At 69.2% G+C, this 24,028-nt stretch carries 22 protein-coding genes; 10 read left to right on the top strand and 12 right to left on the bottom strand.

Translation table 11 applies throughout. The features are described 5' to 3' along the window. Nucleotides 1-30 precede the first annotated feature (30 nt). The 5 genes from GV015_RS12360 to GV015_RS12380 all read left to right on the top strand — a co-directional run bounded on the left by GV015_RS12360 (nucleotide 31) and on the right by GV015_RS12380 (nucleotide 5,664). On the top strand, nucleotides 31-1,185 hold the full coding sequence (locus GV015_RS12360; protein ID WP_236555438.1) for a tyramine oxidase subunit B: 1,155 nt from the start codon (nucleotides 31-33) through the stop codon (nucleotides 1,183-1,185). 93 nt (nucleotides 1,186-1,278) lie between these two features. Further along, nucleotides 1,279-2,538, top strand: a complete 1,260-nt coding sequence (locus GV015_RS12365) for an ammonium transporter (protein WP_159878615.1) — start codon at nucleotides 1,279-1,281, stop codon at nucleotides 2,536-2,538. Beyond that, nucleotides 2,535-3,689, top strand: coding sequence for an FAD-dependent oxidoreductase (locus GV015_RS12370; RefSeq protein WP_159878617.1), 1,155 nt, complete (start codon nucleotides 2,535-2,537; stop codon nucleotides 3,687-3,689). The genes GV015_RS12365 and GV015_RS12370 overlap by 4 nt, the downstream gene beginning before the upstream one ends. Continuing rightward, nucleotides 3,686-4,918, top strand: a complete 1,233-nt coding sequence (locus GV015_RS12375) for an allantoate amidohydrolase (RefSeq protein WP_159878619.1) — start codon at nucleotides 3,686-3,688, stop codon at nucleotides 4,916-4,918. The genes GV015_RS12370 and GV015_RS12375 overlap by 4 nt, the downstream gene beginning before the upstream one ends. A gap of 32 nt (nucleotides 4,919-4,950) precedes the next feature. Further along, entirely contained in the window at nucleotides 4,951-5,664 is a 714-nt protein-coding gene (locus tag GV015_RS12380; RefSeq protein ID WP_159878621.1) for an HAD family hydrolase, read from the top strand. Between the two features lie 78 nt (nucleotides 5,665-5,742). Here the strand turns inward: GV015_RS12380 and GV015_RS12385 are convergent, their stop codons facing one another. From GV015_RS12385 to GV015_RS12395, 3 genes are all read right to left on the bottom strand, one after another. Then, nucleotides 5,743-6,225, bottom strand: a complete 483-nt coding sequence (locus GV015_RS12385) for a DUF4396 domain-containing protein (RefSeq protein WP_159878623.1) — start codon at nucleotides 6,223-6,225, stop codon at nucleotides 5,743-5,745. 93 nt (nucleotides 6,226-6,318) lie between these two features. Beyond that, on the bottom strand, nucleotides 6,319-7,215 hold the full coding sequence (locus GV015_RS12390) for a triacylglycerol lipase (RefSeq protein WP_159878625.1): 897 nt from the start codon (nucleotides 7,213-7,215) through the stop codon (nucleotides 6,319-6,321). 26 nt (nucleotides 7,216-7,241) lie between these two features. Then, nucleotides 7,242-8,447, bottom strand: coding sequence for an ROK family protein (locus GV015_RS12395; RefSeq protein ID WP_159878627.1), 1,206 nt, complete (start codon nucleotides 8,445-8,447; stop codon nucleotides 7,242-7,244). 226 nt (nucleotides 8,448-8,673) lie between these two features. Between GV015_RS12395 and GV015_RS12400 the strand changes: the two genes are divergently transcribed. The 4 genes from GV015_RS12400 (at nucleotide 8,674) to GV015_RS12415 (ending at nucleotide 13,547) form a co-directional block, all read left to right on the top strand. Next, nucleotides 8,674-9,972 (top strand): ABC transporter substrate-binding protein, encoded by a 1,299-nt coding sequence (locus GV015_RS12400; protein WP_159878629.1) that lies wholly within the window; start codon nucleotides 8,674-8,676, stop codon nucleotides 9,970-9,972. After that, nucleotides 9,969-10,880: a carbohydrate ABC transporter permease gene (locus GV015_RS12405; protein ID WP_079002413.1), complete on the top strand. Its 912-nt coding sequence runs from the start codon at nucleotides 9,969-9,971 to the stop codon at nucleotides 10,878-10,880. The genes GV015_RS12400 and GV015_RS12405 overlap by 4 nt, the downstream gene beginning before the upstream one ends. Continuing rightward, complete coding sequence (locus GV015_RS12410) at nucleotides 10,880-11,773, top strand: carbohydrate ABC transporter permease (RefSeq protein ID WP_085510777.1); 894 nt, start codon at nucleotides 10,880-10,882, stop codon at nucleotides 11,771-11,773. The genes GV015_RS12405 and GV015_RS12410 overlap by 1 nt, the downstream gene beginning before the upstream one ends. 61 nt (nucleotides 11,774-11,834) lie before the next feature. Beyond that, entirely contained in the window at nucleotides 11,835-13,547 is a 1,713-nt protein-coding gene (locus GV015_RS12415; RefSeq protein WP_159878631.1) for a glycoside hydrolase family 13 protein, read from the top strand. A gap of 30 nt (nucleotides 13,548-13,577) precedes the next feature. Here the strand turns inward: GV015_RS12415 and GV015_RS12420 are convergent, their stop codons facing one another. The 8 genes from GV015_RS12420 to GV015_RS12455 form a co-directional block, all read right to left on the bottom strand. Continuing rightward, nucleotides 13,578-14,468, bottom strand: coding sequence for a siderophore-interacting protein (locus GV015_RS12420; protein WP_159878633.1), 891 nt, complete (start codon nucleotides 14,466-14,468; stop codon nucleotides 13,578-13,580). Next, nucleotides 14,465-16,276: an ABC transporter ATP-binding protein gene (locus tag GV015_RS12425; RefSeq protein ID WP_159878635.1), complete on the bottom strand. Its 1,812-nt coding sequence runs from the start codon at nucleotides 16,274-16,276 to the stop codon at nucleotides 14,465-14,467. Before GV015_RS12425 ends, GV015_RS12420 begins: the two co-directional genes overlap by 4 nt. After that, entirely contained in the window at nucleotides 16,269-17,921 is a 1,653-nt protein-coding gene (locus GV015_RS12430) for an ABC transporter ATP-binding protein (RefSeq protein WP_159878637.1), read from the bottom strand. The genes GV015_RS12425 and GV015_RS12430 overlap by 8 nt, the downstream gene beginning before the upstream one ends. After that, nucleotides 17,918-18,706 (bottom strand): ABC transporter ATP-binding protein, encoded by a 789-nt coding sequence (locus GV015_RS12435; RefSeq protein WP_159878639.1) that lies wholly within the window; start codon nucleotides 18,704-18,706, stop codon nucleotides 17,918-17,920. Before GV015_RS12435 ends, GV015_RS12430 begins: the two co-directional genes overlap by 4 nt. Nucleotides 18,707-18,717: 11 nt before the next feature. Beyond that, nucleotides 18,718-19,764 carry an iron chelate uptake ABC transporter family permease subunit gene (locus GV015_RS12440; RefSeq protein ID WP_159878641.1) on the bottom strand — a complete coding sequence of 349 codons (1,047 nt, stop codon included), beginning with the start codon at nucleotides 19,762-19,764 and terminating at the stop codon, nucleotides 18,718-18,720. Beyond that, a complete protein-coding gene (locus GV015_RS12445) occupies nucleotides 19,761-20,858 on the bottom strand; it encodes an iron ABC transporter permease (protein WP_159878643.1) in 1,098 nt (365 codons plus the stop codon). The genes GV015_RS12440 and GV015_RS12445 overlap by 4 nt, the downstream gene beginning before the upstream one ends. Nucleotides 20,859-20,866: 8 nt before the next feature. Further along, nucleotides 20,867-21,928, bottom strand: coding sequence for an ABC transporter substrate-binding protein (locus GV015_RS12450; RefSeq protein WP_079705834.1), 1,062 nt, complete (start codon nucleotides 21,926-21,928; stop codon nucleotides 20,867-20,869). Between the two features lie 162 nt (nucleotides 21,929-22,090). After that, nucleotides 22,091-22,933, bottom strand: coding sequence for an AraC family transcriptional regulator (locus tag GV015_RS12455; RefSeq protein WP_159878645.1), 843 nt, complete (start codon nucleotides 22,931-22,933; stop codon nucleotides 22,091-22,093). Nucleotides 22,934-23,069: 136 nt separating this feature from the next. Here GV015_RS12455 and GV015_RS12460 point away from each other — a divergent pair, with 136 nt between their 5' ends. Beyond that, nucleotides 23,070-23,600 carry a hypothetical protein gene (locus GV015_RS12460; protein ID WP_159878647.1) on the top strand — a complete coding sequence of 177 codons (531 nt, stop codon included), beginning with the start codon at nucleotides 23,070-23,072 and terminating at the stop codon, nucleotides 23,598-23,600. 22 nt (nucleotides 23,601-23,622) lie between these two features. Here GV015_RS12460 and GV015_RS12465 read toward each other — a convergent pair whose 3' ends face one another. After that, complete coding sequence (locus tag GV015_RS12465; RefSeq protein ID WP_159878649.1) at nucleotides 23,623-23,997, bottom strand: hypothetical protein; 375 nt, start codon at nucleotides 23,995-23,997, stop codon at nucleotides 23,623-23,625. Nucleotides 23,998-24,028 lie beyond the last annotated feature (31 nt).

Here is a 24,028-nt window from a genome sequence, read left to right on the forward strand (position 1 = left end):
GACCACACACCCCGACCTGGAGGACCACCCGTGACCGCAGACGCTTCCCCGAACACCCGGATCGACATGCTCTACCTGAGCGAACCGGAGGTCATCGCCGCCGGCATGAAGGACATGGCCCACTGCATGGAGGTCATGGAGGAGGTGCTGGTGCTCGTCGCGGAGGGTGACTACCGGATGGCCGGCCCGACCGCCAACTCGCACGGAGCGCCGATCGGGTTCCCCGCCACCTCACCGTTCCCCGGTATGCCACTCGATGCCGCAGACCGCCGGTTCATGGCGATGCCCGCCTACCTCGGCGGACGCTTCGACACCGCCGGCGTCAAGTGGTACGGCTCGAACGTCGACAACCGCGAGCGGGGCCTCCCGCGCTCCATCCACCTCATCGTGCTCAACGACAAGGACACCGGTGCGCCCTACGCGATCATGTCCGGCAACCTCGAGAGCGCCTACCGCACCGCTGCCGTGCCGGGAGCCGCTGCGAAGCTCCTGGCACCGTTGGACGCGAAGTCGCTCGGCATCATCGGGCCCGGCGCCATGAACAAGAGCGCCCTGCACGCCATGACCACCGCCCGTCCCTCGCTCGACACCATCCGCATCCACGGGCGCCGACGGTCGACGTCCGAGGCGTTCGCCGACTACGTCCGCGAGCACTACCCGCAGTTCACGACGATCGAGATCGCCGAGACGGTCGAGGCCGCCGTGCGTGACTCGGACATCGTTTCCGAAGCCGTCACCGGCCTGGTCGGCTCGGAGAACTACCCGTTCATCGATGGCGACTGGATCAAGCCGGGCGCCTTCCTGAGCCTGCCCGCGAACCTGCGCATGGACAAGGAGTACACCCTCTCCGGCAAGGCCCGCCTCATCGCCGACGCGAAGAAGATCTACGAGGCGTGGGCCGAGGAGTACCCGGCGCCGTCACACGAGACCGCGTTCGGGATGATCGGCCTCTACTGGCAGGACCTCATCGGGACCGGCGAACTCGACGAGTCCCGCGTGGTCAACATCGGAGACGTCTTCGCCGGGAACGCCGTCGGGCGCGAGTTCCCCGAGCAGCCGGTGCTCTTCAGCGTCGGTGGGATGGGCGTCGAGGACGTCGCCTGGGCGAAGACGATCTACGAGAACGCCGTCGAGCAGGGGATCGGCACGAAGCTCAACCTCTGGGAAGCCCCAGACCTGGCCTGACCGCCGACCGGCACCGAGCACCGACACCTGTTCCACCCGAACCCGACGCCGCGGCCGTCCGGCCGCTGTGCACCTCGAACGATGGAGTGATTTGTGGACGCTGGAAACGTCGCCTGGATCCTGACGAGCTCGGCGCTCGTCGCCCTCATGATCCCGGCCCTGGCTCTGTTCTACGGCGGGATGGTCTCGTCCCGCCGCATCCTCAACATGATGATCATGTGCTTCGGCGGGGCCAGCCTCGTCGCGCTGCTCTGGGTGGCCTTCGGGTACTCGCTCGTCTTCGGTGACTCCGTCGGCGGGCTCGGACTCATCGGGAACCCGTTCGAGTTCGCAGGGCTCGACCAGGCACTCGTCGACGACCCCGATGCCGGCATCCCCCTCGCGCTCTTCGCGGCGTTCCAACTGCTGTTCGCCGGAGTGACGACGGCGCTGGTCGCCGGTGCCGCCGCCGGTCGCATGAAGTACGGCGCGTGGTTGGTGTTCGCCGGGCTCTGGGCGACGCTCGTGTACTTCCCGGTCGCGCACTGGGTGTTCGCCTTCTCGAACGACACGGCGACCGGTGGATGGATCGCGAACACCCTCGGTGCCGTCGACTTCGCCGGCGGGACGGCCGTGCACATGAACGCCGGCGTCGCGGCGCTCGCACTGGCCCTGGTGCTCGGTAAGAGCAAGGACTGGGGTGGCAAGCTCCGTCCGCACAACCGCCCGCTCGTCCTCGTCGGCGCCGGGTTGCTCTGGATCGGTTGGTACGGCTTCAACGCCGGCTCGGCGCTGGCAGCCGGTAATGCGGCGAGCGTCGTGTTCCTCAACACCACCGTCGCCGCCTGTGCCGGGCTCATCGGCTGGTCCATCGTCGACCGGCTCCGCCACGGAGCGGTCACGAGCCTCGGCAGCGCATCGGGGATCATCGCCGCTCTCGTGGCGATCACCCCCGCCTGCGGCGCCGTCTCGCCCATCGGTGCCATCATCATCGGGGCCATCGCGGGCGTCGTCTGCTGCCTCGCCATCGAGTGGAAGTTCCGGCTCGGGTTCGACGACTCCCTCGACGTCGTCGGGGTCCACCTCGTCGGCGGCATCATCGGGACGCTCCTCATCGGGGTGTTCGCGACGGATGCGGCACCGAACGGGCGCTCCGGCCTGCTCTACGGCGGCGGATTCGAACTGCTCGGCGTGCAGACGATCGCGACCGTCGCGGTCCTCGCCTACTCGTTCATCGTCACCTGGGTGATCGCGAAGCTGATCCAGATCACCATCGGTCTGCGGATCCCCGAGGAGCACGAGGTCGCCGGGATCGACGAGCACGCCCACGCCGAGCGCGCCTATGAGGACGAAGACCTGGAAGCACGCGCATGACGGGCGTCATCGTCATCGGAGCCGGGCTCGCCGGTGCTGCGGCGGCCTGGCGCCTGGCCCAGGCCGGGCACGACGTCACCGTCCTCGAGCGGAGTCGCCCGGCCAACGAGTGGGGATCGTCCCACGGATCGGCCCGGATCTTCCGCTATGCCTACCCGGAGGCGTCGTACACCCGTCTCGTCCTCGCGGCGGCGTCTGGGTGGGACGAGCTCGGCCTGGAGCATGGGCGTCCACTGATCACGCAGACGGGTGCGCTCGATTTCGGTGCGACCCGTCGCCCGGAGCACCTCGCGTCGGTGCTGGCCGAGCACGGCATCGATCACGAGCTGCTTTCCCGGGACGAAGCCAGAGCCCGTTGGGACATCGGCTTCGACACGCCCACCCTGTGGCATCCGGGAGCCGGCGTGATCGACGCGGAACAGGCGGTGATGGCGATGCTCGAATCCGCCGTCCGCGCCGGGGCCACGGTCCTGAACGATCAGCCGGTCGAGCGGGTCGAGCGGACTGCCACCGGGTACCGGGTGCTCGGGTCTCGGGGGAGGGCGTTCGATGCGGAGCAGGTGGTCGTCGCAGCCGGCGGCTGGCTTCCGGACCTGCTCGGCGACCTCGCGCTGCCGGGCGGGTTCCTCGATGCGTTCCCGGCCCTCGAGGTCCGACAGGAGCAGGCGTACCACTTCCCGTATCGGGACCGGATCGGCGTCGACGCGGAAGACCCGGCACGATCGGGAGCCGTGTGGCCCACCTTCATCCACAAGTCCGAGCGGATGCAGGTCTACGGGCTCCCCGGAGGGCGCGACGCCGACTGGCGTGGTCAGAAGGTCGCCGAGTACAACGGTGGCAGGCGCATCCCCTCGGCCGCCGATCATGACGGCGTCGTCGACGCCGCCAACCGCCGACGGGTCGTCGCCTACGTCCGCGAGTTCCTCCCGAGCCTCGTCCCGGAACCGTATGCGGAGACGACCTGCCTGTTCACGAACACCCCGACGGAGGACTTCGTCATCGACCGGGTCGACGGGATCACGGTCCTGGCGCCCTGCTCCGGCCACGGTGCCAAGTTCGCCCCGCTCATCGGCGACTATGCCCTCGCGCTGATCGAGGGGCGAGACGATGTGCCGGCGATGTTCCGTCCGAGCCTGGCAGCCGTCCGGTGACGCGCGACACCGTGATCTCGCTCCTGGACGAGATCGCGGGGATCGGTCGGGATCAGCGTCGGGGAGGCTACTCGAGGCCTGTCTACTCCACCGCCGAACTCGAGCTGCGGGAGTGGTTCGTCGGTCACGCCGAGCGCCGTGGCCTCGACGTGGACAACGACGGCAACGGGGTCATCCGCGCCTGGTGGCATGTGCCGTCACGTTCGACGGCAGGTGCGGTCGTCACCGGGAGCCATCTCGACTCGGTCCCCGGCGGTGGCGCCTACGACGGACCACTCGGGGTCGCATCGGCGCTGGTCGCTATCGATCACCTGCGCTCGCGTGGCGTCGAGCCGACCAAGCCGATCGTCGTCGCCGTCTTCCCCGAGGAGGAAGGCTCGCGCTTCGGCGTCGCATGCCTCGGCTCACGGCTCCTCACCGGTGCGATCAGTCCGGAGCGGGCGCTGGCCCTGCGCGACGTGGAGGGCGACACGTTCGCCGAGGTCCTCGCACGCAATGGTGTCGATCCGCGGGGTGTGGGGCCCGATCCGGCCGGGCTCGGAGCGATCGACGCGTTCGTCGAGCTCCACGTCGAGCAGGGTCGGGCGCTGGTCGACCTCGATCGCCCGGTCGCGATCGGCTCGAACATCCTGGGGCATGGACGGTGGCGGGTGTCGATCCGCGGTGAAGGGAACCATGCGGGGACGACCCTCATGCAGGATCGACGGGACCCGCTCGTCGCGGCTGCGCGGATGATCACCGAGATCCGCACGATCGGACGGGCCACGCCGGACGCTCGGGCGACCGTCGGCCGGGTGCTCCCGTTGCCGGGAGGCACGAACGTGATCGCGTCGAGCGTGGACTTCTGGATCGACGTCCGCCATCCCCACGACGTCGCGACCGCCGCGATCGTGGCGGGGATCACCGAACGCTTGTCGCTCGTCGCAGCGGAGGAGGGATGCGAGGCCGCGATCACCGAGGAGTCGTTCAGCGCCACGACCGACTTCGACCCGTTCCTCCGCGGGCGCCTCGAAACGATGATGCCGGACGCGCCCGTGCTCGGTACCGGCGCGGGGCACGATGCGGGAGTGCTCGCGTCGCACGTGCCGACCGCGATGCTCTTCGTCCGGAACCCGACCGGCGTCTCCCATTCACCGGAGGAGTACGCCGAGGACGCGGACGCCGAGGCCGGTGCCGTGGCACTCGCGGATGTCCTGGAGGGACTGGCGGTCGACATCGGGACCACTTGAGCGGGAGCCACCGGCCTCGACGGATCCGGCCGATGTCAGCCGACCGTGTGAGACTCGACCTCGTGCACGAGAACGGATCCACGACCATCGACGCGGTGTGCTGGGACTGGAACGGCACGCTCCTCGACGACGTCGAGGTGGCGCTTGCCGCGATGAACACCGTTCTCCGGCAGCGGGGTCTTGCCGAGATATCCGACCAGGAGGCGTATCGGGCCGTGTTCTGCTTCCCGATCCGCGCCTTCTACGCCCGGCTCGGTGTCGATGCAGCCGACTTCCTGACGGCGGCCGACGAATACCTCGCGCTGTTCGCGGCCGGTGTGGGAGCGGCGTCGCTCCAACCCGAAGCGCGCAAGACCCTTGCGGCGATCGACGTGCTCGGCGTCGAGCAGGTCCTCATCTCGGCGACCCCAGAGGTCACCCTCGAGCGTCAGCTGGCTCCCCACTCGCTGCACGGTCATTTCGCACACGTCCACGGCATCACCGATGTCTATGCGGCGTCGAAGGAGCACGTCGTGACCGCGTGGTTGGAGGACTCGGGCCATGATCCCCGGCGCGTGTTGATGGTCGGCGACACCAACCACGACGAGGAGATCGCCGAAACACTCCACGTGCGGTTCCTGCGATTCGACGGTGGTCACCAGGACGCGCCCTCGCATCGACGTCACCCGGTCATCAGCAGCCTCGGCGAGATCGTCGGCAGTCTCACCCCGTCGCCGGAGGCACTGCGAGACCTCCGCCGACGATGAAGCAGGCAGGCCCCGTCGACGACAACGCGCCGTCCGAATGACAGTCGCAGACCGCGAGGTCGGAGGCCCATCATGGCGTCAGTGGTGGAGTCCGTGGACGACGGCGTGCCCCTTGCCGCGGCTGATCAGCCAACGGTTGACCGGTGTGGTGACGATGAAGGCCAGCGCGAGAGAGGCGACCAGGGACCCCCAGAAGAGGCCGCTGGTGAGGCCGGCGTCCATCGCTCCGGGGATGGCGAGCATCGCGGTGTTGTCGATGATCTCCATGACCGCGATCGACACGGTGTCCGCGGCCAGCGCGACACCGATGGCGGCGCGCCAGGACAGGCCCGCGCGGAGCACGCCGCGCATCGTGAGTGCGTAGCCGAAGACGAAGGCCAGTGCGATCGAGAGCACCACGGTGCCGAGATTGTGCAGTCCGAGGCCGGTGCCGATCACCATGCCCAGCACCTCGCCGATGGCACAACCGGTGAGGCAGTGGAGGGTGGCGGTGGCCGCCATCCGCCAGGAGGTCGCATTGTCGGCTGCTGGGCCGTGACTGTGGTGGGTGTGGTCGCTCATGAGCACTCCTTCGGTTCGTTCAGCAATCCGAACGATACCCCTCCGGGGTATATTCCGAAGCGCTGGTCCGCTTGCACGGACGTCGACGCCGGCTCATGACGTGAGCGCCTCGTCGACCACGGCGAAGACCTCGGGATCGCAGGTGAGCGCCCGCTCCCATGGGAGGTCGAAGGCGTCGGCGAAGAAGATGCTGTGGACGTCCTCCTCGAAGGAACGGCGGACCACGCGTGGGAGGACGTCGACCGGGACGTCTTCGGCTCGGGCGCTTCTCAGGGCCACCAGACCGTCGTGTGGCCACAGCTGTCGCGGCTCGGTTGCCGTGTGGAAATGACCCGCCCCGACTGCGGTGACGGCGACGCCATCGAGGAAGCCGGCCTGCGTCGTGTTCCACTCGCGCAGGAACCGGCGTGAGACCTCGTCGGCAGCGCCCTGTGAGTTCTCGGCGGCATAGCCGCTCGACCGCTCGAGGATCGTCGCGGTCCCCTCATCGCCGTGGGCGTCGTGGACCGAGACCTCACCGGTGAGCACGTCGCCGAGGAGCGATCCCTCCCATGGCGTGCCGAGGGTGACGAGCCGGCCGATCGACGGGCCGGAGCCGCGCAGTTCTCGGATCGCGGCACGAGAGAAGAGACCGCCCATGGAGTGGGCGACGAGGTCGATACTCGCGAAGCCGTGTTCGTCGGACAGCCACCGCAGGAACGCGGCCAGGCTCGTCCCGCCGGCGTCGATCCCACCGACGGCGTTGACGGTCAACTCGGCGGGCAGCACGATCGGGACGTCGGCGAACCCCTGCCAACCCGTGTCCTCGTGCACCTCCCCGGCACCGATCCGTGCCGGTGCGGTGAAGACCGGAACCTCCCGCCCGAGCAGGTGCGCACGCAGCGCGGTGAGGGTGTTCCCGGCGGCGAGGCCGGAGCCGGCGGCATGGTCCGGACCCGTGAACGGGGTCACGGCCGCACCACCTGACACGAGGACGATCGCATCGGCCATGGTGCTCCTTCCGGCTGGCTACGACGTCAGCGTACTGGTCGGGCGAGGTCGATCCGTAGCGCGTTGCGACGCACGTCGTCGATCGCGGTCGCGACAGCACCTTGCGCCACCATGTCGGCGCCGAGTTCCGACGCGACGAGCTGGGGTGGTTCAGCGCTCATGTAGCCGGGGATGCGCTCCGACGCGACCTCGAGCAGCTGCGACATCGACGGGGAGATCCCACCGGCGAACACGATGCGCTCCACGTCGAGCAACCCACCCAGGATGGCGCTCATCCGCGCGATGCGATCACCCATCCGGCGCACCAGGTCGAGCGCGACCGTGTCGCCCTGGTCCGCCGCAGCGAGGACCGACTGCGCATCCACCTGCGCGACCGGTATGCGGCTGAGCGGGCTGCTCTCCGGGAGCCCGCCGCTCTCGCGGTACTCGCGCCCCCAGTCGCGCAGGAGTGCGGCGATGCCTCGCGACGAACCGACGCCGTCGACGAGGTCGAGGAGGTGCAGCTCGCCCGCCCGGCCGCGACCGCGGACGAGACGACCGTCGACGACGTATCCGGCGCCGAGCCGCTCACCGGTGACGACCGTGATGTAGGAGTCGACGCCGACGCCGGCGCCGATCGCGCCCTCGGCGACGGCGGCGAGGTTGGCGTCGTTGTCGGTGACGACCGCGCAGCCGTGGTCGCGGATGCGCTCACCGAGCCGAGGGTTCATGCGGTCCCAGAAGACGTTGCCCTCGGGTGACCGCCCGAGTGCATCGATGGGGGCCGGGACGCCGAGCACGATGCAGAGCGGCGGCTTCGGGCCGCACTGCCGCAGGGCCTCGTCGATCGCCGCATCGACGGCGTCGACCCGTGCCTGAGCGGTGGCCGCCGGATCGACGGGGTGGTGCGACCTCGCGAGTTCCCGACCGCGCAGGTCTGCGGCGATGGCGGTGATGGAGTGGGCTCCGGCGTCGACACCGACGACGATCCCGGCGTCGATGCGCAGCTCGTAACGACGGGCGGGGCGACCTTTCCGATAGGCGGCACCGGCCTGACGGGCGTCATCGAGCTCCGTCAGCCAACCCAGTCCGATGAGTTCATCGGAGAGCGTGATCGCCGTCGATCGTGACAGCCCGGTGGCGGTGATGACGTCGGCCGCGGTGAACGCTGACGTCGCCCAGGCGTGATCGAGGACGGCGGTGATGCTGGAGGAGCGCGGCTCCGGTGCCCGCTCCGTCGTCGTCGCTTCCATGACCGACAACGATATCCACGATCCGCAGGCCGCGCGCGGACGCCGAGCCGGGGAGGCACTGCACCGTGCGCAGAACCGTGAACGATCACGGTGTCCGACCCGCGGATGTCGTGATGGAACCGGTGCTTGACCAGACGTCGAACGGATGGCAGAGTTTCCGTCATCAGTTGATTTACTCTCTGTATTTAGTCAGCGGATCCATCGAGGGTTCCGCGGAAGGACAATGATGTCGAACCCACTGAAACGCGCGATACGCGCCACGGCCGGAGTGGCGGGTGTGGCGCTCCTGGCCAGCGTCCTCGTCGGTTGCTCGAGTGATGGCCGCGAGACCATCCACTTCACGTTCAGCAAGCGTGAGGCGTTCACCTTCATGAACCAGGCCGTCGCGGACTACAACGCCTCGCAGCAGCAGTACGAGGTCGTCATGGACACCTCGGGGCCCGATCCGCTCGCGGCGAGCTTCGTCCGCGGCAACCCGCCGGACCTCATGCTCTCGAACTACAACCACGAAGTGTCGCGCTTCGTCGAACGGTGCGCGCTCTCCGACCTGTCCGATACGACGGCGGCGGCGTCCATCCGCGACGACCTCCAGCCGTTGCTGGACCAGTACGGCGTGTGCGAGGGACGCACGAGTGCATTGCCCTACTCGGTGATGGCCGCGTCCGTCATCTACAACAAGACGATCTTCGCCGAGTACGGCCTCGAGGTGCCGACGACGTGGAGTGAACTCATCGCCGTCTCCGACACGCTGAAGGCGGCCGGCGTGGCGCCGTTCTACGCGACGTTCGCCGATGCCTGGACCGCCAACCAGGGCTGGTTCGACTACTCGGTCGGTGGCGCCGTCGACATCCCGGACTTCTACGACCGGCTCGCGGAGGAAGGCACCGAGGTGGGACCGGATGCTCCGGTCTCGTTCGAGAAGGACTTCCTGGAGCCCATCGAGAAGATGCAGCTGCTCGCCAAGGAGTACACGCAGGCTGATGCGCCGAGTCGCACCTACGACGCCGGCAATGTCGCCTTCGCCGAGGGCAAGGGCGCCATGTACCTGCAGGGCCCGTGGGCGTTCAGCCAGATCGCACTCACCGCACCGGATCTCGACCTCGGGACCTTCCCGCTGCCGATGACCGAAGACCCGAAGGACCTCAAGGTCCGGGTGAACCTCGACCTCGTCACCATCATCCCCGAGGAGGCGAAGAACCCGGAGGGTGCCCGTGACTTCCTCGAGTACCTCTTCCAGCCGGAGATCATCCAGGCGTACAACGAGTCGCAGCTCGGGTTCGTCCCGACGGACGGCGGCAAGGCTCCCGACGACCCGCGCGTCGCGGGCATGATCCCGTACTACGACGCAGGCGCGTTCTACCAGGGGCCGGGCGTGCTCAACCCCCGCGCCATCCCGACCGAGAACTACGCGCAGTCGCTGGTCCTCGGCACCAACGCGGCGTCGATGCTCCGCACCATGGACGCGGACTGGGCACGACTCGCGTTCCGACAGCCGCCCGTCACGAGCAAGGAGGGTTCCGAATGAGCGCCACCACATCGATCGTGACCGGGGGCAACCCGAAGGTCCGACGCAGCACCAAACGGGTCGAGCCGATCTACTACTTCTTCCTCTTCCCAGCCGTCATCCTCTTCACACTCGCAATCACGCTCCCCGGCGTCGTCGGCATCTTCTTCAGCTTCACCGACTCCATCGGGATCGGCGACTGGGAGTTCATCGGCTTCACGAACTACATCGCCGCGTTCAGTGACCCGGCCATCCTCACGAGCTTCCTCTTCACCTTCGGGTTCTCGCTCGTGACGGTCATCGCGGTGAACGTCATCGCGTTCCTGCTCGCGGTCGGCCTGACCGCGAAGATCCGCTTCAAGATGGGACTTCGCGGGATCTTCGTCATCCCGATGGTCATCTCGGGCATCATCATCGCCTACGTGTTCCAGTTCCTCTTCATGAACTCGGTGCCGGCCGCCGGCTCGGCGCTCGGGATCCCGTTCCTCGAGACGAGCATCCTCTCCAACCCGGACCTGGCCTGGCTCGGCATCGTGATCGTGACGGCCTGGCAGTCGATCCCCGGCACGCTGCTCATCTACATCGCGGGTCTCCTCGCGGTCCCCGGTGATGTCTACGAGGCGGCGTCGCTCGACGGCGCGAACAAGCGCCAGCAGCTGCTGCGGATCACCCTGCCGCTGGTGATGGGATACGTCGTGATCAACGTGATCCTCGGCTTCAAGAACTACCTGAACGCCTACGACATCATCGTCGGCCTGACCAACGGTGGCCCGGGCACCTCCACGCGGAGCATCTCGATGACGATCATCCGCGGGTTCCAGACGGGTGACTACGCCTACCAGATGGCCACGGCCACCCTGTTCTTCATCATCACGATCATCATCGCCCTCGTGCAACTCTCGGCGACGCGCGGAAGGAACGCACTCTGATGGCCACGCCAACCGTGCTCAGCACCCAGTCCATCACCACGGCGAACGCCACCCCGAAGCAGCGGACGAGGGGAGAGCGGGTGAGCTGGTCGACGACGATCATCCTGCTGCTCTGCGCCGTGACCGTCTTGCTGCCGCTCTACGTGACGATCTCGATGGCGTTCAAGACCGACACCCAGTCGGTCGACGGCAACGCCTTCTCGCTCCCGGCACCGTTCAGCATCGACGGCTTCGTCCAGGCCTGGACGCTCACGAAGTTCCCGGTCGGCTTCGCGATGTCGCTGCTCGTCACCGCAGGGACCGTGGTCGCGACCATCATCCTGGCCTCCTTCGCCGCGTACGCCATCGTGCGCAACTGGGATCGCCGACTGTTCCGCTTCTCGTTCTTCTACCTGCTCGCCGCGATGTTCATCCCGTTCCCGGTCGTCGCCCTGCCGCAGATCCAGCTGACCGGTCGCGTCGGACTCGACAACCCGTTCGGGGTGATCATCCTCGCCACGATGTTCCAGCTGAGCTTCAGCGTGCTGCTGTTCACGGCGTTCCTGCGATCGATCCCGATCGAACTCGAGGAGAGTGCGCGCATCGACGGTGCGAGCACCTGGCAGACGTTCTGGAGATTGATCTTCCCGCTCCTGGCTCCCATGAGCGCCACGGTCGGCATCTTCGCGTTCCTCTACGCCTGGAACGACTTCATGATGCCGTCGCTGATCATCTCGGACGCGGGACTCCAGACCCTCCCGGTGCGGCAGAACCTCTTCCAGACCCAGTTCAGCAGCAACTACAACGTCGCCTTCGCCTCGTACCTGATGGCGATGGCCCCCGCGATCATCGCCTACCTGTTCGCGCAGCGTTGGGTGATGTCGGGCGTCACCCAGGGTGCCGTCAAGGGGTGACCCGTCCGACCGACCGACACCGGATCCATCCACCACCAGAAAGTCCGAGGACCACGCCGTCATGACCGACGCACTACTCGTCGACACCGACACCGACACCGACACCGAGTCCGCCGACGCCCGGCGGACGGCCGCCGCCATCTGGTGGCGTCAGGCCGCCGTGTACCAGATCTACCCGCGGAGCTTCGCCGACGCGGACGGGGACGGTCTCGGCGACCTGCCGGGCATCCGCTCCCGGGTCGACTACCTCGCCGGCCTCGGGATCGACGCGATCTGGCTCAGTCCGTTCTATCCCTCGGCGCTGGCCGACGGCGGGTACGACGTCGCCAACTACCGCGACGTCGACCCGCGGCTCGGCACGCTGGAGGACTTCGACGAGCTGATCGCCGCACTGCACGAGCGCGGTATCCGGGTCATCGTCGACATCGTGCCGAACCACACCTCGGATCTGCACGAGTGGTTCCAGGAGGCGCTCGCCGCCGGCCGCGGGTCGGCGGCTCGCGACCGGTACGTCTTCCGCGAGGGGAAGGGCGCATCGGGGGAGGAACCGCCCACCGACTGGGAGTCGGTCTTCGGTGGCCCCGCCTGGGAGCGGGTCGAGGACGGCCAGTGGTACTTCCACAACTTCGCCACCGAACAGCCGGACCTCAACTGGGACCACCCCGAGGTCCGCGCCGACTTCCTGAAGACGTTGCGGTTCTGGTCGGATCGGGGCGTGGACGGCTTCCGGATCGACGTCGCGCACATGCTCACGAAGGACCTCACCGAACCGCTGCCGAGTCGCGCTGAGCTGGAGCAGATGCCGCAGGACGGCACCCACCCGCTGCTCGACCGCGACGACGTGCACGAGGTGTACGCGGAGTGGCGGCGGGTGTTCGAGGAGTACGACCCGCCGCGCACCGCGGTCGCCGAAGCGTGGGTGAGTTCGCCCGAGCGTCGGGCGAAGTACGCATCGGCGGAGGGACTCGGCCAGGCCTTCAACTTCGACCTGCTCGAGGCGGACTTCGATGCCGCCGAGTTCCGCACGGTCATCACCGACAACCTGGCACAGGCGGCGGAGACGGGGTCGTCGACGACGTGGGTGCTGTCCAACCACGATGTGACCCGTCACGCCACGCGGTACGGACTCCCGCCCCTGGCCGGGCGACCGGTGAAGCAGGGCACCGAGTGGGTCGCGGCGGGTGGACCCGAGGCCGACATCGATCGCGACCGGGGGCTCAGACGCGCCAGAGCGGCGACGCTCCTGCTCCTCGGACTTCCCGGCAGCACCTACCTCTACCAGGGTGAGGAGCTCGGCCTGCAGGAGGTCGCTGCGATCACGGCGGAGCAGCGCCAGGATCCCGCGTTCTTCCGCGGCGGCGAGTACGACGGGCTGGGCCGCGACGGTTGCCGCGTACCGCTGCCGTGGTCGGCGGACGGACCGGCCTTCGGCTTCGGGGGTGCGGTCGCGCACCTGCCGCAACCGGCCTGGTTCGCCGAGTACGCGGTCGACGTCGAGGCTGCAGATCCGACCTCGACGCTCTCGCTCTACCGTGAGGCGCTCCGGCTGCGACGTCTGCTGCAGACCGAGGAACGCCTCGAGTGGATCGAGACGGGGCGGACGGACGTCATTCGATTCACCCGGCCGAACGGTTGGCAGGTCGTGACGAACTTCGGCACCGCGCCGTTCCCGCTCGAGGCGGAGCACGATGCCGTCGTCCTGGGTGCACTCCAAGCCGGCGCGGTTCCGGGGGAGTCCACCGTGTGGATCGCACCGGTCGGCCTCCTGGGGTGATGGCGCGCGTGGGCACTCACCCCACCGCGGTCAGAGGCCGAGGCGGTCGAGCTGCTCCTCGAACCGGATCTGCACATCCTCCGGCTCAGCGTCCTCCTCGGTCGTCCAGATCGCGTCGAGCTCCTGTTGGACGGACGCCGGGAGGGCGGCGAACTTCTCGTCCCACGCGGTGATCGGCGTCCAGTACCCGACGACCTTGAAGCGGGTGGCGGGTAGCCCGAGCTCCTTGCGCAGATACTTGCGCACGTCGCGGAGGGCCACCGTCTCACCCGCCACCCAGATGTAGCCCTGATCGAGCGGGAGGTGCTCGTCCACGACACTCCGGACGAGTCGGCCCAGCGCACTCGGGCCGTGTCCGTTGCCGCCCACCACCCAGGTGACCGTCACGTCGTCGTTCGTTTCGACCGCGATCCGATCCTGCTCGCTCGGCACCTCGAGCACCACGCGGGTCCGCAGTCCGGGCGGACTCTGTGCGACGATGCGCGTGACTGCGGGAAGACCGGTGAGGTCAGCGACGAGGACCTGCCAAGCGATGTCGGCGGGCGGCGCGTACAGGCCGGTGGGCGAGTTCAGGCCGAGCACGTGTCCGGGCTGGGCGCGAGCCGCCCACGGCCCCGCGACCCCGGCCTCGTGCACGACGAAGTCGATGTCGATCTCGACGGGGTCCTGCCGCACAGCGCTGATCGTGTAGGTCCGCATCGGTGCCTGCGGTGAGCCCTCCGGCGTCTCCCACCAGTCGCCTGCCGGTACCGGGAGCGAGACGTCCGTCGGGTCGGCGCCGTGGGGGAAGAACACGCGGACGTACTCATCACCCGTGCCGGTGCTGACGAAGTCCTCGACGCCCGGACCGCCGAGGGTGATGCGGATCAGGTTCGGACTCAGGGGTGTCGCTACGGTCACGATGCCGCGGTGGATCTTCATGGCGTCTCGGCCTCTCGGGTCGGTTCGGTGTGCTGGGTCGGATGCGGGCTGTGCGCGAGCCAGGACTCGCGGTAGGGGCCGGGGGAGGCGAGGAGTTCCGCGTGCGTGCCGTGTTGGACGATCCGACCGTCCGCGAAGACCGCGATCCGGTCGGCCGTGGCGGCCTGCTCCAACCGGTGCGCGATCAGTAGCGCGGTCCGGTCCGTCCGGAGGGCGGCGATCGCCGCTTCGACGGCGTCGCGATGGTGCAAGCCGACGTCGGCCGTCGCCTCATCGAGGATCACGATCGCCGGGTCCGCCAGGAGCGCCCGAGCGACCGCGAGTTGCTGGATGCGTCCCTCGTCCAGCGGCACGGGCGACGGCCTCGAGCCGGTCGGGTCCGCCGGCGGGTCGTCCTGCAACGCGGTGACCGCCCACTCGGCTCCGACGGCACGGAGCGCCGAGACCATCTCGTCCCGGCTGGCGTCCGGCGCGCCGAGCCTGAGGTTGTCGGCGATCGAGCCACGGAAGTGGTGGAGCTCCTGCGACAGGTAGTACGGGGTATGGCCGACGAGCACCCGCCCCGACGTCGGGGGATGGTGTCCGGCGACGACCCTCGCCAGGGTGCTCTTGCCCGAGCCGGACGTGCCGACGAGCGCTGTGGTCGTGCCGGGCGGTACGTCGATGGTGACCTCCGCGATCCCACGATCCGTGGTCGGATACCGGAACGTCAGGTCGCGCACTCGGATCCCAGGCGCTGCGGCGACGCCGCCTGCGGCACCGCCGACGGGCGAGGGCGACTCCGGCATCGCGGACGACGCTGCTGCGAGGTCGATGACCCCGACGAGCCGAGCCAGCCCGACCGTGGCCCGCTGGATGTCGTCGAGCCCGAAGATGAGCCGGCCGACCGGATCGAACAGCCGGTGGAACAGGAGCGCGGCGGTGGTCACGAGTCCGACGGTGATCGTGCCCTGCAGGTTGAGGAGGAAGCCGGTCGCCAGGATCGCCGACAGCCCGACGAGCTCACCCGAGTTGATCCATCGGAACAAGCGGTTCGCGACCCGCACGCCCTCGATCTGCGCGTCGATGGAGGCGGCCGCGCGTTCCCGGACACGTTCGAGCGCGTGGTGCGTCCCGGCGAACGCTGCGAGGGTCTCCGCGCCGTCGACCGCGTCCAGCACGACCTGACTCCGCGACGCTTCGCGGATCCGGACCGTGCGGAACACCACTCGGGATCGCCGGAGGAACGCTCGGGTCCCGAGGACGTAGCACGGCGCCGAGGCGAGACCGGCGAGCGCGAGCCATGGGTCGACGGCTGCCAGGGCGACGGCCGACACCCCGATCGCGAACCCGGCGGAGAGCAGTGTCGGGGCGACGTTCCCGCCGGCCTCCGCGACCGCGTCGACGTCGCCGGTGACCCGGGACAGGAGATCGGCACGCTCACCGTCGTCGACGGTGCTCACCGGGAGTCGCATGGCCGAGGCGAACACGTCCTCGCGCAGTTCGGCGAGGAGGTCCTGCACCAGCCCCGTGAGCACCCGAGTCGCCCACAGCGTCAACGCGACGGCCCCGACAGCGCCGACGGCGGCTGCGGCCACCCAGCCTGAGACGACGCTCAGCCCGGCATCGGAAGCGACGGCGTCCACGATCCGCCCGAGACACGCGGGCATCACGACACCCAGTGCGGCGGCTGCGAGGAAGAGGACCACCACGGCGGCGGTCCGTCCGCGGTGTCGTCGGAGGAGGGCACCGACGACGGTTCGGACGCGGGAGCCGTCGGAGACGGGGAGCATCTCGGCGGTGGTGGGCTCCGTGGCGGGATCAGTCATGGCGGGTCTCCGAACCGGGAGTGAGCTCGACGACCCTGTCGCAAGCGTTCAACAGGACCGGCGAGGTGGTGATGACGACGACGGTGCCGTCGTGCGCCGCGAGTGCTCGGGCGATGCGGGTCTCCGTGAGGACGTCGACGGCCGACGTCGGTTCGTCGAGGACGAGCACGTCCGCACCGGCATGGAGCGCCCTGGCGATGCCGACGCGCTGGCGCTGCCCGCCGGAGAGCCGTCTGCCCGCCTCACCGACCGGTGACGACCAGCCGCCGAGCTGCACGACCGCGTCGTCGAGCGCCGCCATGCCGACGAACACCGCATCCGGGTCGCCGGTCACGTCATGACCGCGGACCGCCTCCGCCAGGGTGCCGCTCATGATGCGCTGGCCGTGCGGTGGCGCGACCACACGACGGCGGTACGCCACCGGGTCGAGGTCCAGCTGGTCGACGAGTCTGCGGTCGACGGCGAGCGAGACGCTGCCGCGCTCGGCGGGGGTCCGCATGCCGAGCAGACGGGAGAGGGCGCGCGCCGTGTCGCTGTCGGGCGGCCGGACGCCGAGCAGTTCACCAGCACGGACGTCCACCGGTCGGTCCTGGTGTTCGGGGCGGAAGGACAGCACGACGTCGGTCGCAGGGCCGGAGTCGGACAGCCCGTCCGGCCGACCGCCCACTTGGAGCAGGTCGTCGGCGTCGACGACCGCGGCCAAGCGCTTGGCGGAGGCGAGCTTGTGGATCCAGTTGGACGGGAATGATCCCGCCTGTGCGAGGTATCCGCTGATGAACTGCGCGAGGCCGAGCACCGTCACGAGCTCGCCGATGCTGATCCGCCCCTCCGCGGCGAACCAGGCGGACAGGCCGACGAGTGCGGCCATGACGAATGCCGCCAGCGTGCCGCTCACGGCGTCGAAGAGGGCGAGGGACCGCCCGGCGGCCGTCGCTGCGCGTCGTGAGACGTCACTGGCGGCGTCATATCGCCGGACGGCTTCAGCACGCCCACCGATGCCCACGAGCACTCGGAACCCGCTCATGAAGTCGGCGGCCACCGCTCCGGCCTCGGTCGCCGCCCGTTGCTCGGCGAAGCCGCGGCGTTCCAACGGGCGTGACACGACGCGCATGACGAGCATCATCCCGATGGTCGACACGAACACCACGATCGTCGCCACCGGCGAGATCACCGACATCGCCAGCGCGGCTCCGATGATGGCCGCGATGGTCGCCGACTGCTGCGCGACCGACCAGGCGACGCCGGCCACCCGGTAGGTGTCGGACGTGACGACCGTCAGAGCCTCACCCGCCGAAAGGTTCTGTCGTGAGAGCTGCGGCCGAAGCATCCGGGAGAGTGTGAGGTGCCGGAGCGCCTGTTCGCCGTGCCCGTAGATCGACACCATGAGGCGCGACGCCGACTGATAGCTCACCGTCAGGACGAGGAAGGTCCCGACCAGGAGCCCGATCCAGACCCCGAGGGCGACCGGATCGGACGGCACCACCGCGCGGTCGATGGTCGCCCCGATGATCACGGGGATCGCCGCCTCCGAGAGGGCGTGCACGATGAGGAGGCCGGTCGCGGCGACGAGCATGGCGCCGCGACCGTCCGCTCCCAGCGCGATGCCGAAGAGGCGCCGCGGCGTGCTGGTCGTCGTCCCGCTCACCGGCTCCGCCGTCCGAGCGGGAGTACCAGCGGGGTACCGGAGACGGGGTCGGTGATGACCTGGCACGGCAGGTCGTACACGGCCTCCACGAGGTCGGCGGTGATGATCTCCTGCGGATCGCCCTGGGCGACGATCGCGCCGTCGCGCATCGCGACGAGATGGGTCGCATAGCGGGCGGCGTGGTTGAGGTCGTGGAGGACCGCGACGAGGGTCGTGCCGCTGCGGTGCAGATCCGTGAACAGCTCCATCAGCTCGATCTGGTGCGCGATGTCGAGGAAGGTCGTCGGCTCGTCGAGCAGCAGGTGCTTCGTCTGCTGGGCGAGTGCCATCGCGACCCAGACGCGTTGCCGTTGACCGCCCGAGAGCTCGTCGAACAGCCGGCGGGACAGCTCCGTGACCCCGGTCGCGGCCATCGCCTCCGAGACAGCCGCTTCGTCGGCGCTGCTCCACGTCCGCATCGCGCTCTGGTGCGGGAACCGCCCACGCCCGACGAGGTCGGCGACGGTGATCCCGTCGGGGGCGATGGCGGATTGGGGGAGGAGCCCGAGTCGGCGAGCGGTGTCCTTCGGCTTCGACGCGCGGATGTCCGTCCCGTCGAGGAGGACGGCACCGGCGGTCGGGCGCAGGAGCCGTGCGAGTCCGCGGAGCAGGGTCGACTTGCCGCAGGCGTTCGGTCCGATGATGATCGTGAACGAGTCGTCCGGCACCTCGAGCGACAGCTCGGAGACGATCGGAGCATCGCCGTAGCCCAGGGTGAGGTCGCGGGCGAGGAGCGACGTGGTCATGGGAGTTCCTTTCACGTGCGGCGCACGAACTGGGCGGCCAGCAGGCAGGTCAGATAGATGCCACCGACCGAGAGCGTCACCACGCCGACCGGGACCGCGAGCAGCTGGGCGACGGCGTCGGAGACGACGACCAGGGCGGCTCCGGTGAGCATCACCGGCGCGAGGCCCATCGGGGTGTTCGAGCGGGTGAGCCGTTGAGCGATCTGCGGGGCGGCCAAAGCGATGAACGAGATCGGGCCGGCCGCGGCGGTGACGAGTGCCACGAGGGCCACGCCGACCACCATGGCGATCAGGCGAGTGCGTCCAGGACGCACCCCGAGGGCCATGGCGGCGTCGTCGCCCATCTCGAGCACGGGGAGCGATCGTCGGAGTGGCCGTGCCAGCAGGGCGAACACGACGAAGGCCGTGGCGGCGGGGAGCAGCTGGTCGAAGCCGAGCGAGGCGAGGGAGCCTGCGCCCCAGGTGGCCGCCATCATCGCCTGCTCGACGCTGACGGAGATGAGGATCCAGGAGGTGAGGGAACCGAGCCCGGCCGAGACGCCGATGCCGACGATGATCAGCCGGAAGGACGACATGGTGTGGCGGTTCGCGAGGACGGCGACGAGCAGGGCGGTCAGCAGACCGCCGACGAGTGCCCCGGCGGCTTTGAACAGGTAGGTGTTGAGCCCGAGGACGAGCATCGTCAGCGTGACACCGAACTGCGCGCCGACACCGAACCCGATGATGTCCGGTGAGCCGAGCGGGTTGCGGGTGAGCGACTGGAAGATGCCTCCGGCGAGCGCGAGCGCCGCTCCGCAGAGCACCGCGAACAGCACCCTCGGCAGTCGCCACTCGGTCACGACCTGGCGGACGTCCGGGTCGGACGCGGGGTCGACGATCGCCCGGATCACCGCGTCGAAGCCGATCTCGTACGCACCGATCGTCATCGCGAACAGCCCTGCTCCGATGATCACCACGACGAGTCCGAGGCACACGAGGACGGACCGCACGGGTACGAGCGTCGCGATGTGCGCGGTCTCCACGCGGATCTGGCGTCGGCCGTGGTCGATGACGCTCACAGCCCGCTCACCCGCTTCCGACGCACCAGCATGATCAGGATGGGAGCGCCGAGGAGCGCCGTGACGATCCCCACCCGGAGCTCTCCGGAGGGCAACACGATCCGGCCGAGGACGTCTGCGAGCAGCAGGAACGCGGGGCCGATCACCATCGAGTACGTCAGCACCCAGCGCTGGTCGGGGCCCGTGAACCAGCGGACGACATGGGGGATCATGAGTCCCACGAAGGCGATGGGACCGGCGGCTGCGACGCCCGTACCGGCCAGGAGGGTGACGGCGACGACGACCCACACCCGGGTGCTGCGCACTCGCGCCCCGAGCGCCTGGGCGAGCTCGTCTCCCAGGGTCAGCGCATTCAGCGACCGGGCGCAGAGCAGACCGATCACGAGGCCCGCGACGATCAGCGGAGCAGCCCACGTGAGCTGGTCGAGGGTGCGGCCTCCGATGGATCCCACGCTCCAGAAGCGCATGACCTGGAGGGTGCCTTCGTCCCGCAGCACGATCGCGGTGGTGAAACCGGTGCAGGCGGCACCGAGGGCGACCCCTGCGAGGGTCAGTTTCATCGGGGTCGCGCCCGAGGCCCCGACGGATCCGAGCGTGTAGACGATCACCGTGAGGATGAACGCACCCGCCAGGGCGAACGGGACGTAGGTGCCGGGAGTCGTCAGTCCCAGGACACCGACCGCGAAGGTCACGGCGAACGACGCACCGGCGTTCACCCCGAGGATGCCCGGGTCGGCGAGCGGGTTGCGGGTGAAGGCCTGGATGAGCCCGCCGCAGACGGCGAGCGCCGCACCGACCAGGATGCCGAGCAGCGTCCGTGGGACGCGCAGCTCCATGACCATGAGGTGCAGGGGGTTCGCGTCGTCGTAGGCGACGAGCGCGCGGACGACGGTCAGTGGATCGATGGCCCGATTGCCGATGGCGAGTGAGGCGACGGCTGCGGCGATCAGCACCACGGTGGCGACGAGGAGCCCGACGGCGAGCGTCCCGGTGCGGTGGGGCGAGACGTCCGCGCGTCCGGCCCCACCGCGCGTCGGGACGTCCGCCGCCCCGCCCGCAGCCGGCGCTGCTGACGGGGCGGCGGACCGGGACATCTCCGACGTCACTTGCCGTCGATGGTCGGCTCGCCCTGCAGCGCCGCTGCGAGGTCGTCGACGTAGCCGGGCAGGACGTACTGCAGGGACAGGACGGTCGGCGCGCTGATCGCCGAGGCCTTGGCGGCGTCGGCGTAGATCACGTAGGACCCGGCGGCGATCGGCGCCCAGCGCGACACCACGGCGTTCTCGACCGTGTACGTCCCTTCCTCGGCACTCCCGCCCCATGCGGCGAACAGGTCGGCGTCCACGTCGTAGAGCTGCTCGAGGCTGACGCCGGTGTACCAGTTGTCGCCCTCGGCGCTCGCGAGGAAGCTGTCCATCGCCGAGGTCGAGGTGAAGCCGAGCGCTTCGGTGATGCGGACCCGCGGGTCGTACTCGAGGTAGACGCCGAGGTCCGTCCCGCCCTCGTTCAGGGTGAGGCCCCAGACGAAGCTCTTGTCGTCGAACTCGGGGTGTGCGTCGGCGAGGGAGGTGATGAGGTCCTCGGTCTCGCCGATGAGCTCCTCGGCCTTGGCCTCCTCCGACATCGCCTTCCCGACGGTGCGGGTCATGCCCTCCCAGGTGCCCGGGTTCCAGGGTCCCTCGATGTAGGGGACGGTCGGGGCGATCTCGGTGAGCCGCTCGTATTCGATGTCGGTGACACCGGAGTAGAGACTCAGGATCAGGTCGGGCTTCAGGGACTTGATCGCCTCGTAGTTCGGGCCGTCGTCCGTGAAGGGGATGATCTCGGGCATCTCGCCGTACGCCTCGGAGACGTAGTCCTCGAACCAGGGCTGGTAGCCGCTCTCACCGGCACCCCAGACCTCTTCGATGCCGACGGGGTTGGTGCCGAGGGCGGCGACGATGTCGGGCGTCATCCACCCGAGGGCCACGATCCGTTCCGGCTTCTCCGGGATGACGGTCTCACCGTGGGCGTGTTCGATGACGACGCCGTCGGTCGATGCCGTCGTCGATCCGGTGTCGCCGGTGGCGGCCGAACATCCGGCGAGGGCGAGAGCGGTGGCGATGACGGCGGCGAGGAGGGTGGATCCTCGGCGGGCGTTCGGGCGCGCGAAAGCGTGCGGCATGGGGCTCCTTTGAAGAGGGGGGAGTGGGATCACCGCTGGCGATCCAGAAGTTAGGTAAGCATGTCCTAACAGAACGATCGTAGGGCGCTTCCGCGCGCGACAGCGTCGAGGAACCGACGAGTTCTGTCGCGGATCCGACACGGTGGTGCGTGCCCGGGTGGATCAGCGCCAGTAGAGCTGGTGGGCGGGGTCCGCCTGCACCCGTGCCACGTACTCCCGAGGGGTCATGCCGAACCGGGCTCGGAAGCTCGCGGAGAAGGCGCTCGAGGACGCGTACCCGCACCGGTGCGCGGCCGCCCCGATCGGCATGCCGTCGATGATCAGCCGCGCCGCCAGCGTCATCCGGACGCCCGTCCGCCACCGGGCGAAACTCATCCCGGTGTCGTGTTGGAAGATCCGTAGCACGGTGCGCTCGTGGAGGCCGTGCACGTCGAACAGCTCGCGCGCGCCCCGGAGGTCACCCGGGTCGGCGAGGATCGCACGGACGAGCGGACGGACACGATCGTCTGACGGCATCGGGATCTCGCCCCAGCCGTCCGCCGTCTCCGGCGCGGGCTGCTGCAGCATCTCGATGAGGACCGCCTGCGCACGGACCCGGAGGTCGGTCGGCATGTCGTTGATCCCGAGGTGCAGCAACATCTCCTGCACCGCGCGCGGGACCAGGACCTGGGTGACGGTCTCGACGGGCGCGATCAGCGAGGTGGCAGGGAGGTAGGTGTAGCACCCGGTGGAGTCGCGCTCGTGGTGCGCGGTGTGCGGCGTGTGTGCTGGGATCCAGACGCCCTGACCCGGTGCGAGGCGCCACATCGCGTTCGGGAGATGCACCCACACGGTGCCGCGGTAGCACCAGGCGAGCATGGCGTCCGGATGACGGTGCGGTGGCGAGAGCGGTCGACTCCCGGTGTCCTCGTCGGTGACGACGCCGGTACCCATCAGATACGGTTCGGCGACGGACGACGGATGCTCGGGGCTCGCGTCCCAGTCGACCTGGCTGTACGGGCTCAACAGACGCTCCGCGCGAGGCGACCGCCCACGTCGTCGGGACACCGGGTCGCTGAGCCTGCCATGTCCGTCATGCTAGCGGCCCTCGGTTCTCACGACATCCGGCCGGTGTCGGCGGCTCCGCACCTAGGATCGGTGCATGGGAGACCACCGCGAGTTGATCGTCGACATCGACATCAGCGCCGCCCGCCTCGAGTCGGCATCGGTCGAGCTGGACGAGTTGCTCGAGGCGACCGGCTGGATCGACCGGAGCATCACCGTGACCGACTGGCTGTACCCGAATCACGTCGCGCTCGCGCTCGGGCAGACCGTGAGATCCCCGTTCTCGAGGCCCGAGCGAGACTCACTCGTCATCCTGGCGGCGCGCGGAGTCTACGGAGTCGGCGACGGCACGACGGACCCTGCCTGTCCCTCCTGCGGGTCGCTGCTCAGCACGGACATCGCCGACACGATCCTTGCGGCCTGGTGGGACGGCGACGAACGGGTTGCGCCGTGCGCTGACTGCGGTCTCCGGGCACATGTCGGCGAATGGAACCTGCTGGACTCCGTGGCGATCGGTGAACTGGCGGTCGCGGTGGCGACCGACACGCCTGAGGTCGCCGATGCGCTCGCCGAACACCTCGCCGCCACCACCGGACGACGCTGGGTACGCACGCACCTGCACCTGTGAGGCAACAGTCGCATCTCGAGGCTCAGTGCGGAGCCACCGGACCAATGGTCGGGAGGCCGTCGTCGTCGAAGCGGACACCTTTCGCGGCCAGCCGGCGTTCCGCCTCGTGGTGGACGACGCCGCGCTTGCGCGGATCGGCTTCGAGGAGACGGAGCAGGAGCTCGTCGGTCGCGTTCGGGTGCAGCGCGATCTCGATGCGCGCACCCCAGAAGCGGTCCTGGAGAAAGAGCTCCAACGCCGCTGGGTCGGCTGCCGGGTTGTGCGCCGCAGCGGCGCGGATCGCCTGATTGGGGTCGTTCGCGAGGACGGAGAACTCCTCGAACGTGCTCGCCGATCGCGCAAGCTCGTAGCGACGTTGCTCGTCGGCGATCTGCTCCGGCGTCTTGCGTCTGGCCACGGTGGTCCCTTCATCGCGTCGCCGTCAACCT

Source organism: Plantibacter sp. T3 (genome assembly GCF_902506515.1).
Classification (GTDB): Bacteria; Actinomycetota; Actinomycetes; order Actinomycetales; family Microbacteriaceae; genus Plantibacter; species Plantibacter auratus.